Origin of the sequence: Chitinophaga sp. Cy-1792 (assembly GCF_011752935.1) — a bacterium.
GTDB lineage: Bacteria > Bacteroidota > Bacteroidia > Chitinophagales > Chitinophagaceae > Chitinophaga.
This window is the reverse complement of sequence record NZ_VWWO01000001.1, coordinates 3,050,391-3,063,505: the sequence shown is the minus strand read 5'-3', so window position 1 is coordinate 3,063,505 and position 13,115 is coordinate 3,050,391. Positions and strand designations below refer to the sequence as shown.

12 protein-coding genes and 1 pseudogene are annotated in these 13,115 nt (G+C 45.4%); 3 read left to right on the top strand and 10 right to left on the bottom strand.

The annotated features are described in order from the left end of the window. Positions 1–7: 7 nt before the first annotated feature. From F3J22_RS12455 to fbp, 4 genes are all read right to left on the bottom strand, one after another. Positions 8–538 (bottom strand): YfiT family bacillithiol transferase, encoded by a 531-nt coding sequence (locus F3J22_RS12455; protein WP_167017577.1) that lies wholly within the window; start codon positions 536–538, stop codon positions 8–10. A 13-nt stretch (positions 539–551) separates the two neighbouring features. Further along, positions 552–1,316, bottom strand: coding sequence for an ABC transporter ATP-binding protein (locus F3J22_RS12450; RefSeq protein WP_167017575.1), 765 nt, complete (start codon positions 1,314–1,316; stop codon positions 552–554). A gap of 87 nt (positions 1,317–1,403) precedes the next feature. Then, a complete protein-coding gene (locus tag F3J22_RS12445) occupies positions 1,404–1,895 on the bottom strand; it encodes a CAP domain-containing protein (RefSeq protein WP_205195196.1) in 492 nt (163 codons plus the stop codon). Between the two features lie 174 nt (positions 1,896–2,069). Beyond that, a complete protein-coding gene (fbp, locus tag F3J22_RS12440; protein WP_167017573.1) occupies positions 2,070–3,083 on the bottom strand; it encodes a class 1 fructose-bisphosphatase in 1,014 nt (337 codons plus the stop codon). 145 nt (positions 3,084–3,228) lie between these two features. Between fbp and F3J22_RS12435 the strand changes: the two genes are divergently transcribed. The 3 genes from F3J22_RS12435 (at position 3,229) to F3J22_RS12425 (ending at position 7,318) form a co-directional block, all read left to right on the top strand. Further along, complete coding sequence (locus F3J22_RS12435) at positions 3,229–4,497, top strand: aspartate kinase (protein ID WP_167017571.1); 1,269 nt, start codon at positions 3,229–3,231, stop codon at positions 4,495–4,497. Positions 4,498–4,573: 76 nt separating this feature from the next. Beyond that, complete coding sequence (locus F3J22_RS12430) at positions 4,574–4,825, top strand: hypothetical protein (protein ID WP_167017569.1); 252 nt, start codon at positions 4,574–4,576, stop codon at positions 4,823–4,825. A 54-nt stretch (positions 4,826–4,879) separates the two neighbouring features. After that, on the top strand, positions 4,880–7,318 hold the full coding sequence (locus F3J22_RS12425) for an outer membrane beta-barrel protein (protein WP_167017567.1): 2,439 nt from the start codon (positions 4,880–4,882) through the stop codon (positions 7,316–7,318). Between the two features lie 212 nt (positions 7,319–7,530). Here F3J22_RS12425 and F3J22_RS12420 read toward each other — a convergent pair whose 3' ends face one another. The 6 genes and pseudogenes from F3J22_RS12420 to F3J22_RS12400 form a co-directional block, all read right to left on the bottom strand. Then, a complete protein-coding gene (locus F3J22_RS12420) occupies positions 7,531–7,974 on the bottom strand; it encodes a CBS domain-containing protein (RefSeq protein WP_167017565.1) in 444 nt (147 codons plus the stop codon). Between the two features lie 107 nt (positions 7,975–8,081). Beyond that, positions 8,082–8,201 (bottom strand): annotated as a pseudogene (locus tag F3J22_RS30845) (hypothetical protein); the annotation flags it as partial. 25 nt (positions 8,202–8,226) lie between these two features. Further along, positions 8,227–8,910 carry a hypothetical protein gene (locus F3J22_RS12415; protein ID WP_167017563.1) on the bottom strand — a complete coding sequence of 228 codons (684 nt, stop codon included), beginning with the start codon at positions 8,908–8,910 and terminating at the stop codon, positions 8,227–8,229. A gap of 168 nt (positions 8,911–9,078) precedes the next feature. Next, a complete protein-coding gene (locus F3J22_RS12410) occupies positions 9,079–10,899 on the bottom strand; it encodes a beta-galactosidase family protein (RefSeq protein ID WP_167017561.1) in 1,821 nt (606 codons plus the stop codon). 135 nt (positions 10,900–11,034) lie between these two features. Then, positions 11,035–11,214 (bottom strand): hypothetical protein, encoded by a 180-nt coding sequence (locus F3J22_RS12405; protein ID WP_167017559.1) that lies wholly within the window; start codon positions 11,212–11,214, stop codon positions 11,035–11,037. 181 nt (positions 11,215–11,395) lie between these two features. Next, a complete protein-coding gene (locus F3J22_RS12400) occupies positions 11,396–13,093 on the bottom strand; it encodes a GMC oxidoreductase (RefSeq protein WP_167017557.1) in 1,698 nt (565 codons plus the stop codon). Positions 13,094–13,115 lie beyond the last annotated feature (22 nt).

Below are 13,115 nucleotides of genomic sequence, written 5' to 3'. Positions count from 1 at the left end.
GTATGTTTTACTGCCAGTTCATGCGTTCTTTCAGTTTCCTGATATGCGTCAGGTGGTGCATACCATGCCATGAATAGAGGGCAGCGAGTTTTTTAAGATTTATTTCTTCTCCTGTAGCAGGATGGATAAAGGAGCGTTCCCACTGTTCCGGTTCCATATTATCGAAGATGGATACCCAGCGGCGATGCAGTGCGTGCAGCAGGGTAAGCGAAACATTAATGGGATTCGCTGCTGTGTCGGGCAGTTTGGCCCATTCGGCTTCCTCGTATGGTTTTATAGTAGGCTTATCTTCTGTCAGCGTCAGTTTCAGGCGGATATAGGCGTTCATATGGCTGTCGGCCACATGGTGCACCAATTGTGTAACCGTCCAGCCTTCCGGGCGGTATGGTGTGTTCAGCTGTGCCTGATCAAGATTTTGCACGGTCATCTCCAGCAGAGCGGGCAGGCGTCTGATATCATTTACAAAGCGTTTCACTTCTTCCTGCGTATAGCTGGCCTGAGACTGAAATCGCCCGATGGGGTATTTAAGCGCTTCCATTGACGGATGGTATTTAGTCTTCTCTGAGTTCTTTTCCGGTCATATGAATAAATACGTCTTCCAGGTTGGCCTTTTTCACTTCTTTCTTTCTTTCAAAGCCCTGGGAAACGAGTTTATCGATGAGGCCATCAGGGGAATCCAGTGCGATGATTTCGCCTGCGTCTACGATGGCGCAGCGGTCGCAGAGGAATTCGGCTTCATCCATGTAATGCGTGGTAATGACAACGGTGGTTCCCTGTGCGCGTACTTCGAGGATAAGGTCCCAGAGACTGCGGCGGGCCTGCGGATCGAGGCCGGTGGTAGGTTCATCCAGGAAGATGATCCTTGGTTTGTTGATCAGCGTGGTAGCGATGGAAAACCTTTGTTTCTGTCCACCGGACAACTCCTTGTATTTTGCTTTGGCTTTATCTTCCAGGTTGAACATGGCCAGTAATTTCAGTGGTTCTACCGGTTGATTGTACAGTCCGCCGAACATTTCAATCAGTTCCACGAGGGTAAGTCCGGGATAATAGCCGGAGCTTTGCAGCTGTACGCCAATAATTTTTTTTATTTCATTTGGATTTTTGTCGAGATCATATCCGCCAACATTAACCGTTCCGCCAGATTTTTCGCGGAGTGTTTCAATGATTTCCAGTGTAGTTGATTTTCCTGCACCGTTGGGACCCAGCAGCCCGAAGATTTCACCTTCATACACGTCAAAGCTGATTCCTTTTACAGCGGTAAACTCTCCGTAATTCTTCACCAGGTTAGTCACCTCGATGATCTTCCTATTTTCCATGGTGCCAAATTATAAATAAATAATCAAAAAAAGGCCGATCTCTAAGCTATAGAGATCAGCCTTTTTGTTTTTTCAAGCAGTTATAGATTAGTGCTTAATAAATACCTGTGTAAAGAAAGTAATGCGGCCATTACCTTTAGCGGCGCCGATGCCGATGAGGTTATAGTCGCCCAGCATGTTTTTACGGTGTCCGGGGCTATCGATCCAGCCTTGTACAACCTGTTGTGCGTCGAGGGTACCGTAGGCCACATTTTCTGCTGCTGCTCCTACTCTGCCCATTTTCTTGGAAATGAACGCGACCCTGTCTTCAAAGCCTTCGTGTCCGAAACCGGTGCTGCCATCCGCCATATCACGGCTGTGCTGTAAGGCCTGCTGGCTGCATAATGGATCCAGCTGGAGTGGTTTCAATCCTTTTGACGCTCTGAACTTGTTAGTGTAATACAGGATTTGCTCTGCCATGGTACCGCTAGCGTCGCCGCCTTCGTGACGTGCCGTAGTTTTACAACCTGCACTCACCTGGAGAGCGCTGAAGATGACTACCAGAAAGGTTAGGATGCGGCGGCTTTTCAATACGTACATAAAGTAATAATGGTTAATAATAAAAAATGATTAATGTATATAACACTGACTTAAAAATTGTGCCAAGGTTTATTTTTTAGACTTCCGCTGAAAAATTTCTGCAAATTGTGGTATTAATAACGAAAAACGGCCTATACTAAGTATAGACCGTTTCATTTTTATCTGTAAAGATGATTAGTGTTTGTTGACGATATCCTTCCAGGTTTCCATCATATCTTTAGAACCGATGAAGATAGGAACGCGTTGGTGCAGCTGTACTGGCTTCAGTTCCAGCAGGCGTTGGCGACCATTGGCCATTGCTACGCCACCAGCCTTTTCCACGAGGAATGACATAGGGTTACACTCATAACAGAGGCGCAGGCGGCCGGATGAATATTTCCCAAATGCCGGATACATAAATATACCTCCCTGGATCAGCGTACGATGGATTTCCGCTACCATACAACCTACGAAGCGGTGACGGTAAATGCGGTCGTTCTCATTCCTCGCCATAAAATGGTCTATTGATTCGCGTATGTTTTTTTCGTAGAGATGGTAATATCCAATGTTTACAGAGAAGATATCGCTGTCCGGCGGGCATTTCAGGTTAGGGTGCGACAGGCAGAACTCCCCGATGGATGGGTCCAGGGTGAAGCCCTGTACGCTTCTGCGGGTGGCGTACACCATCATGGTAGAAGAACCATAGATGATATAACCGGCTGCGATCTGCTGGGTACCTGGCTGCAGGAAGTCTTCCAGGTTACACTCCTCTCCTTCCGGCGATAAACGACGGTAAACGGAGAAAATAGTACCGATGGATACATTCACGTCGATATTGCTGGAACCATCCAGCGGGTCCATCAATACTACATATTTTGATTTCATGGAATGTTCATCGGTGAATGCGATGAAGTTTTCATTTTCTTCAGAAGCGACGCCGCAGCAATAGATACTGCTTTGAAGAGAGGCGATGAACTGGTCATTTGCAAATTCGTCCAGTTTCTTAACAGATTCGCCCTGAACGTTGGTTTTTCCTGCTTCGCCGAGGATATCGGCGATCCCAGCTTTGTTTACTTCCACATTGACTCTTTTGGCCGCGAGACCAATATCACGTAAAAGTCCGGACAGCTGCCCGGTTGCACCAGGATAATTGCGTAATTCCTGGATGGTAAATTCATCCAGAGTCATTACTCTTTGCTTGTGATTCATAACGCTAACGATGATGTTCTCCTGCAAAATTACGCCAAATCAGTTATTTTAATAAAAATGTCATTTTACTGTAAACAGATTTTAAAACAATTCTAAACTTGCCGTACTTTGCCAAACAATTTTTTTAAAGAAGACAAACTATCATATGAAGGTTTTCAAGTTCGGAGGCGCAAGTTTAGAAAGTGTTGAACGTATTCGCCAGGTAGGGCAGATCGTACAGTCTTTCCCTGAGGATAAACTGCTGATCGTAATTTCAGCGATGGGTAAAACCACGAATGAGCTGGAGAAGGTGGCACAGAACTTCTTTCTTCGCAAGCGGGAAATAGCTGCACAGCTGCTGTTTAACCTCGAGCGCTACCATATGCAGGTAGCAGAGGAGCTGCTTGGCACCCGCGACAACCCGCTGTTTACCCAGCTGCAACAGTTTTTCACTGAGGCGGAGTGGACATTGGGTGAAAAACCTATGCGTAATTATGATTACTATTATGACCAGCTGGTTAGTCTGGGTGAGTTACTCAGTACTGCCATCGTGAGTGCCTATTTCAATACAGTAGGCATCCGTAACCACTGGCTGGACGTAAGAGACGTTTTCCGTACCGACGATAACTTCAGAGATGCCAATATCGACTGGGACGTTACCCAGCGCCAGGTGACAGAAAGGGTACTCCCGCTGTTCAATACTGCCAGCATTGTGGTAGCACAGGGTTTCATCGGCAGTACTGACCAGAACGAAAGCGTGACCCTTGGCCGTGAAGGCAGTGATTACTCTGCCGCCGTATTTGCCAACATGCTGGACGCAGAAAGCCAGACCATCTGGAAGGATGTGGAAGGCCTTAAAAATGCCGACCCTAAAATCTTCCCGAATACAGTTAATATTCCTGAAATCACCTATGGCGAGGTAATTGAAATGGCGTTTTATGGTGCACAGGTTATCCACCCAAAAACCATTAAACCATTACAGAACAAGCAGATACCGCTGTATGTGAAATGCTTCCTGGACAAAAACCTGCCAGGTACCGTTATCCGTGAAGTGGCAGATGTACGCCAGCTACCGCCGCTTATTGTCCTGAAAAAAAATCAGGTGTTGCTACATATAACTTCCAAAGATTATTCCTTCATCACAGAAGCGAAGATCAGTGGCATTTATGAGATCTTCCACGGATTGAAAATCAAGATCAACCTGATGCAGAATGGCGCCATCAGCTTCTCCTGCTGTATCGATAACAACCCGGAAAAGATAGAGCTCCTGATAAAAACCTTGCACAACGATTTTAAAATCAATTATAACGAAGGGCTGGAACTGCTGACTGTCAGGTATTACCAGGACGGATTGCTGGAAGAACTCAGTAACGGACATCCGATTCTGTTGGAACAGCGTTCTCCTGCAACGATTCAACGTCTGTGGAAGAAATAATTTTATCTACCTGATAATATTTTTAACCCCTTGTGCAACTTTTTTCATGCCTGTACGTCTTTAGAAAAATGCAGGTATGAAAAAGGTTGTTTTTTTATATAGTATGTTCTTCGCTGGGTTGCTGACCGTGGCATGCTGGGGCAATTATTTGTCAGGCCACCGGTCAGCGACTGCCCCGGATGTTGTTCCCTTTTGTTTGATAAGTGCTAGTAGTACCAAGGAAACCAAGTCGACCCACCCAGACAATATCACTCATCTTAGAACGGAAACCGCAGTAAAAGGTCTGCAGGTATTGTTACCAGAAATTTTTACAAAAGAGATTAAATAATAGTGGGCGTTGCGCCCAAGTTTTTGCTAAGAGACAAATAATTACCTCGATAGTATGAAAAAGTTCATGATAGCGTTGGGAATGCTAATGTTCCTGATGGTGGCTTCGTATGCTCAGCAGTCAGCAGCCAGAAACGGAAAAATATCAGTTAAGATCAGCGACAACAAAGGGAAACCATTACCATTCGCAAACGTCCTTTTACGTAATTCTAAAGATTCTTCCCTTATTAAAGGTGAATTAAGCACCGAAACAGGCGCCTGCAATTTCTCCGAAGTTGCCAATGGATCCTATTATATCCAGGCCTCCCAGATGGGCTATAATACCTTTCTTTCCCAAGCCTTTACCATAGATGCTGCCCATAAAAGCATCAATATAGACAGTATCTCCCTTGCCCCGCTCAATAAGACATTACAGACCGTAAATGTTACTGCACAGAAACCATTTATTGAACACGAACCTGGCAAAACAGTCCTCAACGTGGAGAGCAGCCCCACCGCTGCCGGCAACACCGCACTGGACCTGATTAAAAGAGCTCCTGGTGTACACCTGGACAATAACGAAAACGTTATCCTGCAAGGTAAATCAGTACAGGTAATGATAGATGGTAAGCTCACCTATCTTTCCGGCGAGCAACTTACCAACCTGTTGAAAACCACACCGGCAGAGAATATCGCACAAATCGAACTAATGACTACTCCTCCGGCTAAGTATGATGCTGCCGGTAATGGGGGTATCATCAACATAAAAACAAAAAAAGGAAAACTGACCGGGATAAATGGTAGCGTTAATGGTACCTATACCCAGGCCTATTATCCTTCCGGGAATGTTGGCGCGAATTTCAACTGGCGTACAGAGAAATTCAACCTCTATGGCAATGGAAACCTTGGCCGTTACAGGAACCACGTAGACCGCGTTTTCCACCGCACCTTTGAAGACAGTACCGGCGCATCTGCACTCCGCCAGGATATTACCCAGCGCAACAGATTCGATGACAACAGCTACAAAGTTGGGCTGGACTATTTCCTGACCGAAAAGCATACAGTAGGCGTTCTCTTTAATGGCTACAACAACGCTTTCAGATCAGAGATACCTACCACCACGAAGCTCTACAGACCTAATATGCCACCGGATTCTACCCTGAGCTCCATGACAAAAAACAACAATAATTTCGATAACTATTCTGTAAACCTCAACTATAAAGGGGTACTGGATACCAGCGGCAAGGAAATCAGTGTAGATGCGGATTATGCGACCTTCACCAACCGCCGTCATATGTTACTGAACGATAGTATGTTAGATAATCATACCGGGCAGTTCCACAACATGAACGGCATTCAGAACAATACAAAAACAAATATTACCATTAAGAGTCTGAAAGCTGACCTGGTATGGCCACTGGGCAAACAGGGCAAGCTGGAAACCGGTGTGAAGGCATCTTTTGTAACGACCAATAACAAGATGTTGTATGACTCTTTATTACAGGGCAAATATGTACGCGCCTTCACGCAGAGTGATGAATTTGATTACCAGGAAGATGTGTACGCAGCTTACGGCAGTTATAAAAAGACGATCCAGAAAACCAGTTTCACCGTTGGCGGAAGATTTGAATATACCCGCTCCCATGGCTATTCTCACACCATGGATAGTGTAGTGGAAAATAACTACCTGAACTTCTTCCCGAACATTAATATTGAACAAAAACTCAATGATAAAAATAAAATCAGCTTAGCCTTTACCAGGAGAATCGATCGCCCGGACTATGGCCAGCTGAATCCATTCCTCTGGTACCTGGACAGGTATACATTCCGCCAGGGAAATCCTTTCCTGAAGCCACAGTACACCAATAACCTTGAGTTCTCCTATGTGTTGAAAGACAAATACATCTTCACCCTTGGTTATAGCAGAATCAAAAATATCATTGAAGAGTTCCTGAAGCAGAACGACAGTACGAAAACCACGCTCAGCACGGACCTTAACTATCCGCATGCCGACTTCGTGCACCTGGCTGCTACAGTACCTGTGGACGTAACCAAATGGTGGCATATGGATAACAACGGTAACTTCGGATATACTTCCTACCTGGTACAGGCCGGAACAGGACCGCTGGAAACCAGGAGTAACTGGAACTATGACTTTAATACTACCCAGACCTTTACCTTACCTAAGGACTACAAAATAGAAGTGACTGGCTATTATCAATCACCATTCATTTTTGGGATTTTCACCGGTAAGCCACAGTATAATATGAATGTGGGTATTCAGAAAGCCTTCTGGGATAAGCGTGCCACCATTAAGCTGAATGCCAACAACCTGTTGCGCAACCAGGTGTTCCAGGGTGTGGCAAAGTATCAGAACCTGAATATGAGTATCGACAATACCTGGCAGTATAAACAATTTGGAATCTACTTCAGCTATAAATTCGGTAGTAACACCATTAAAGCCGCCCGTGACCGGCAAACAGGCACCAGTGCTGAGTCTAAACGCGCTGGTTGATTCTTTCTCCTTCACCAATAACAAAAGGGTTGGCTGTTCAGATGAGCAACCAACCCTTTTCTTTTGTGGAAAAGTGAGCTGGAAAAAAGTTGGCTTTATGCTACCCGGCCTGAAATGGCCGCTAACGTGAAAGCTCCGGATAAGTGTATGATCGCGGTATTTTTAGCCAGCAATGTGTCTTTTCGGAAAAGTAATTTTTGTTTGGTGGAAATTCAGGAATGACTACCGCTGATGTAGAGTTCGAGGCTGGAGATGATGTGTTTCTGGTCGTCGATGATATACTTTACTACGTCGCCAATAGAGATAAGTCCGATCAGTTGGTGTTGATTGTCTACAACCGGGAGATGACGGATGTGTTTTTCAGTCATCATTACCATACAGTCTTCAATTGAATTGTCAGGAGTGACCGTAATTGGGTTTTCGGTCATGATTTCGCTGATAAGCGTGTCTTTAGATGCCCTTCCTTTAAGAATGACACGACGGGCATAATCGCGTTCGGAGAAAATACCAAGGAAGTTGCCGTTGTGGTCTACCACTGTCAGTGCCCCTACGTTACGATCGACGAGCATCTGAATACCTTCTAATACTGTATTATCCGGGCGTATGGAGTAAACCGCAAGACCCTTGGCTTCCAGGATGTTACGAACTTTTCCCATGGTAAGCCTTTTGAAGTTAAGAAATGAAAAACCGACTCTTACCTAAGATAAGCAATTTTGGTGAGAAATAAAAGCAGCAGGCCCGGGCAGAAACTAGCTATTAGAAGTTATTTGAGATACTTATTCAGTTCTTCTACCAGTAGATACACGGTTGTGCATGGACATTGTTTTGCAAAATCCTGGCTCCCGTTATGTTGCTCGTGGAGTTTTCGGGCCCGTCGTATAGCTAATTGTTGGTCTTTACGCTCGTTTTCACATTACAGACACCCGTTCCACCTTCATCAGGGCACACCAATCCGCGACCTTCAATGGTTTTTCATATAAATCGGTGATAAGGGAATCCAGCAGATTAAACTGCTGTTCCGTTAAAAAAACGGCTCTTCCGTCGTTGCCGCCTGAAATGAGGTAAATGCGCTCATCAGAACCCTGCAGCTGCAACTGATCGTTTATCATGTCCGCAAATCGCTGGCCTGCCTGATCCCAACCGTACCCTTCAACGAATTCATGAAATATAGTATATGCCTTCCCGTTAATGGTTATTTCGTGATTGAGCCCTTGGTTGCTGGAATCACATTCTTCCACATGAGCAGTTATTTCCATAGAAATATTCATCTGCTTAAATAATGGCTGCATTTCTTTTAAAGCATTCGTGATCCCACCTTGTTCAAATAAATCCTCCCCATCGAGGGAAAAGTGCCTGGGATCTAAGGGCGTGTAGGGAGATTCCTCCATTGTAACGAAACTTAAAAAATGCTTGTCCACCAACTCTTTGCCTATTTCAGATTTCAGCTGTTGCAAATTACCAGCAGCTGCATATTTGAAGTACCCAAGATCTTCCAGTTGGGTAGCTATAGCTGCAGCTCTTTCACTTGTATCAGCAGATTCGCTGATCTTAATATTTGCTTTTTTATTCCTGAAGAAATCTAGCAATCCCATCATTTAAATATTTGTATGAAGCAAGATATACAAATGAATATTAATATCTAATTATTATAACGCTATACTTTACAAAAGGATCACGATACATATCAATTTCAAGTCTTTGATAAAAAAGAAAAACCTGCCTCCTTTCGAATGCAGGTTTCCTACTATTTTAAGCTATTATTATTCCAGTGTACGCACACCCTGCACACTCGCCGGTTCCTGCTGTAACAGGTCAAACACAACGATGTCGTTGCTGCCTTTCTTCAGCCAGGAAGCAGGGCAATACAGGTGCTTTTGAGGCCCGATTTCCCAGTAACGGCCGAGGTTATGACCATTTACCCATACAATACCTTTTTTAAAGGCTGACATATCGATATAGGTATCATTTGCTGCCGGCAGTTCGAAGCTGGCTTTAAAGAACTTACCTTCTCTGCTGTCGTTGCCGCCATGTTTTGGCTGCAGCTGCTGAATAAACTGCTCATTCATAGGTAGTTTGTATTGCTCCCATTGCATGAGGGTCATGCCGTTGAGCACTACCCTGTCGGTAATACCTTTGCGGTCGATCATCGCCTCGGCGAAATTGATACGGCCCATGCCTTCTACCAGGATTTCCAATATAGGGTCTTGTACATCCGACTTAGGCAGGTCGATGGTCTTCTCTCCCAACCTGCGGTCCAGCTTACCTACGAATTTACCATTGAGGAAAACTGTTGCATAGTCGTGCAGGTCTTTAATAGTGAGTTTACCGCTCTTATGACCAATCAGTTTGGTTTTATAAACCATGAAGCCATAATCCTGCCCTAAAGCCTCGAAAGGCACCGGCTGCGGTGTATGTACCGGCTCCGGCAGCTGATCCCATACGGTAGTCATTGGCTGCAATGTAACAGCAGCAAAGGTAGTAGTTGGAATAGCCTTAGGGATGGCAGGTAATTTTTTTCCTTTAGGAAGATAGGAACCAATCAGGTTGCGCAGTGCCATATATTTGGCGGTAGTATCTCCCTGTTCGTTGATAGGCGCGTCGTAATCGTAGCTGGTAACATCGGGTTCATAACCGCCTTTACCGCCTGAGTTGGCGCCGGCCATATAACCGAAGTTGGTACCACCGTGGATAACATAGAGGTTGAATGAGCGTTTGGTATCCATCAGGAATTTCACCTCTTTGGCGATGCCTTCGGTGCCCGGGCGTTGCCATTGCTCACCCCAATGTGTCAGCCAGCCAGGATAGGATTCACTACTGAAGGAAGGTACATTTGGGTTTTGTTTCTTTGCCTGTTCGAAATCAGCCTCAGAGCCACCAGAATCCAGTCCTATGGCTGCTCCCGGCACTCCGCCTGCTTCCAGCATAAACGGCGTAGGTCCGTCAGCGGTATAAAAAGGTACGTTGATACCGTTTTTCACCCACATATCTTTCAAGGCATATAAATATTGTTTATCGTTGCCATAGCTGCCATATTCATTTTCTACCTGCACCATTACGACAGGGCCGCCATTGGTTACCAGCAAAGGTTTGATTTCAGCAGACAATGCATCTACATAGCGTTGTACATTTTCCAGGTAACGCGGATCGGAACAACGTACTTTGATATCCGGCGTTTGCAGGAGATAGGATGGCAAGCCACCAAATTCCCATTCTGCACAAACATAAGGGCCTGGTCTGAGCATCACCCACATCCCTTCCTGCTGCGCTATTTTAATAAATTCCGCGATGTTATGATTGGTAGTAGAGAAGTCAAATTTTCCTTTCTCCGTTTCATGATAGTTCCAGAAAACATAGGCTGCTATTGTATTACACCCCATTGCTTTCGCCATCTGAATGCGGTGACGCCAGTATTCATGCGGGATACGGGCCGGATGCATTTCACCACTGATAATCTGAAATGGTTTGCCATCCAGCAGAAAATCCGTTTTACTTAACTCAAAGGAATGTTTGCCTTGCGCCATTGCGCCCTGGCCCATCCAGCAGGATAATGCGAGCATCCCACTCAGTATCACCTTTTTCATTGTTCTGATATTTATTTAACTGACGGTTTGATTAAGGGTACAAAATACATTTTTTTGAACTCAGGGAAAAGATAAATAAAAAAATAGCGGGAACAATTTTGCTCCCGCTATTTTTTTATAAGAAGATAGCACCTGTTATACTGCCTGCTTTCTCTGCATTAACCCCATAACCGCCAGCCCCAGGAAGATCATCAAACCTGTTACTACTGCAATTTTTTTCCAGAGCAGATCACTTTCCTGCATGTTAATCAATCGAAAAAAGCCAAAGCCTATAAAGAATATGTTCAGGGTAAAACCTAGTTTTTTTCTTTTCATAATATTTACGGGATAACATGTGACAATAATACAATCATCTAATATACCCATTCCACAGCGGATCAGCAAGCAATTTGAACAGCCTGACAAGTTGAGGCGCGCTATATAAATTGATAACTACGGACATAAAAAAACGGGCCTCTATTTTACAGAGACCCGTCTTCTTTTATAAAGATGATTATCAGATATTACCTTTCTTCAGTTCAGACACGGCATGATCGCATGCGCGTGCGGTGAGCGCCATATAGGTAATAGACGGGTTCACGCAGGAAGAAGAAGCCATACATGCGCCATCAGTTACGAATACGTTCTGCGCAGCATGTACCTGGTTGAAACCATTGAGCACAGAAGTTTTCGGATCGCGTCCCATGCGGGCAGTACCCATTTCATGGATACAGTGGCCCGGAGGTGGAGCACCATCATAACTGCCTACATTTTTCAGACCGGCAGCTTCCAGCATTTCAACAGCACTTTGCTGCATATCCTTCCTCATCGCTTTTTCATTCTCTTTGAATTCGCAGTCGATGTCGAGGGTTGGCAGTCCGTACTTATCTTTCTTCTCTTTATTGAGCGATACTTTATTTTCAAAGTAAGGCAGATGTTCACCCCATGAACCAATGCCCATGCTCCATTTGCCAGGAATGCTCTGTGCTTCTTTCAGTTCAACGCCGATGCCATCAAAGCCGGTTCCTCTACCTCTGCCTGCACCGCCCTGGTAACCGAAGCCACGCACATAATCTTTCTGTGCCGTTGCTGCGTTCACGTTACGGAAGCGTGGAATATAGATACCGTTAGGGCGACGGCCAGCGTTGTAGTACTGGTCCTGGAAGTCCTCTGTATCACCATATGCGCCGACACCGAAATGATGGTCCATCAGGTTATGGCCCAGCTGACCGCTGTCGTTACCGAAACCGTTAGGGAAGCGGTCGGAAACGGAGTTGAGCATGATGGAGGTGGTACCCAGTGTAGAACCATTGAGGAAGATGATTTTAGCATAATACTCGATGGTCTGTTTGGTATGGGCATCCATGATTCTGACGCCGGTTGCTTTGGATGTATCCTTATCATAGAGTACTTCCAGCACGATAGAATCAGGGCGTAAGGTCATATTACCGGTAGCTGCTGCTGCAGGCAGTGTTACGCCGTTGCTGCTGAAATAGCCTGTAAACGGACATCCGCGTGCACAAAGGTTTCTTGACTGGCAGGGACCTCTGTCGTGATGTTTCTGTGTTACGTGTGCCACACGGCCGATGGTCATGATACGATCGGTGAAGTGTTGTTTGATACGAGCTGCCACGTCTTTCTCCAGGCAGTTCATATCCATTGCCGGCATGAAGATACCATCCGGCAGCTGCGGGAGGCCTTCTGCCTGTCCGCTCACACCGATATAGCGTTCTACATACTCATACCATGGTGCAATATCTTTATAACGGATAGGCCAGTCTACACCATGACCGTCTTTTGCATTGGCTTCAAAATCGAGATCGCTCCAGCGGTATACCTGGCGGCCCCACATGAGTGAGCGGCCACCAACATGGTAGCCACGGAGCCAGTTAAACGGCTTCACCTGGTTGTAGGGATTTTCCAGATCGTTTACCCAGAACTGCTGTGTACCTTCATCAAAGGCATAGCACTGGCTCTGGATAGGATGCTTTTCACGCATCTCGTTGGTATGTTGCAGGTGATGTTTAAACTCCCACGGAGCCATCATTGCAGTAGTGTAATCCTTGATATGCTCCACATTGCGACCTCTTTCGAGTACCAATGTTTTGAGGCCTTTCTCACTGAGCTCTTTTGCTGCCCAGCCGCCACTGATGCCGGAGCCTACAACGATGGCGTCGTAGGTATTTTCTTTCTGAGCTTTTATATTCAGGTTCATTAATAACAGCATTAAAAAGGCC

Excerpts from the sequence above, each read along its gene's own strand:
- F3J22_RS12455 (WP_167017577.1), bottom strand. The coding sequence starts at position 538 with ATGGAAGCGCTTAAATACCCCATCGGGCGATTTCAGTCTCAGGCCAGC.
- F3J22_RS12430 (WP_167017569.1), top strand. The coding sequence starts at position 4,574 with ATGAAAAAGGTTGTTTTTTTATATAGTATGTTCTTCGCTGGGTTGCTG.
- F3J22_RS12450 (WP_167017575.1), bottom strand. The coding sequence starts at position 1,316 with ATGGAAAATAGGAAGATCATCGAGGTGACTAACCTGGTGAAGAATTAC.
- F3J22_RS12435 (WP_167017571.1), top strand. The coding sequence starts at position 3,229 with ATGAAGGTTTTCAAGTTCGGAGGCGCAAGTTTAGAAAGTGTTGAACGT.
- fbp (WP_167017573.1), bottom strand. The coding sequence starts at position 3,083 with ATGAATCACAAGCAAAGAGTAATGACTCTGGATGAATTTACCATCCAG.
- F3J22_RS12410 (WP_167017561.1), bottom strand. The coding sequence starts at position 10,899 with ATGAAAAAGGTGATACTGAGTGGGATGCTCGCATTATCCTGCTGGATG.
- F3J22_RS12400 (WP_167017557.1), bottom strand. The coding sequence starts at position 13,093 with ATGAACCTGAATATAAAAGCTCAGAAAGAAAATACCTACGACGCCATC.
- F3J22_RS12420 (WP_167017565.1), bottom strand. The coding sequence starts at position 7,974 with ATGGGAAAAGTTCGTAACATCCTGGAAGCCAAGGGTCTTGCGGTTTAC.
- F3J22_RS12445 (WP_205195196.1), bottom strand. The coding sequence starts at position 1,895 with ATGTACGTATTGAAAAGCCGCCGCATCCTAACCTTTCTGGTAGTCATC.
- F3J22_RS12405 (WP_167017559.1), bottom strand. The coding sequence starts at position 11,214 with ATGAAAAGAAAAAAACTAGGTTTTACCCTGAACATATTCTTTATAGGC.
- F3J22_RS12425 (WP_167017567.1), top strand. The coding sequence starts at position 4,880 with ATGAAAAAGTTCATGATAGCGTTGGGAATGCTAATGTTCCTGATGGTG.
- F3J22_RS12415 (WP_167017563.1), bottom strand. The coding sequence starts at position 8,910 with ATGGGATTGCTAGATTTCTTCAGGAATAAAAAAGCAAATATTAAGATC.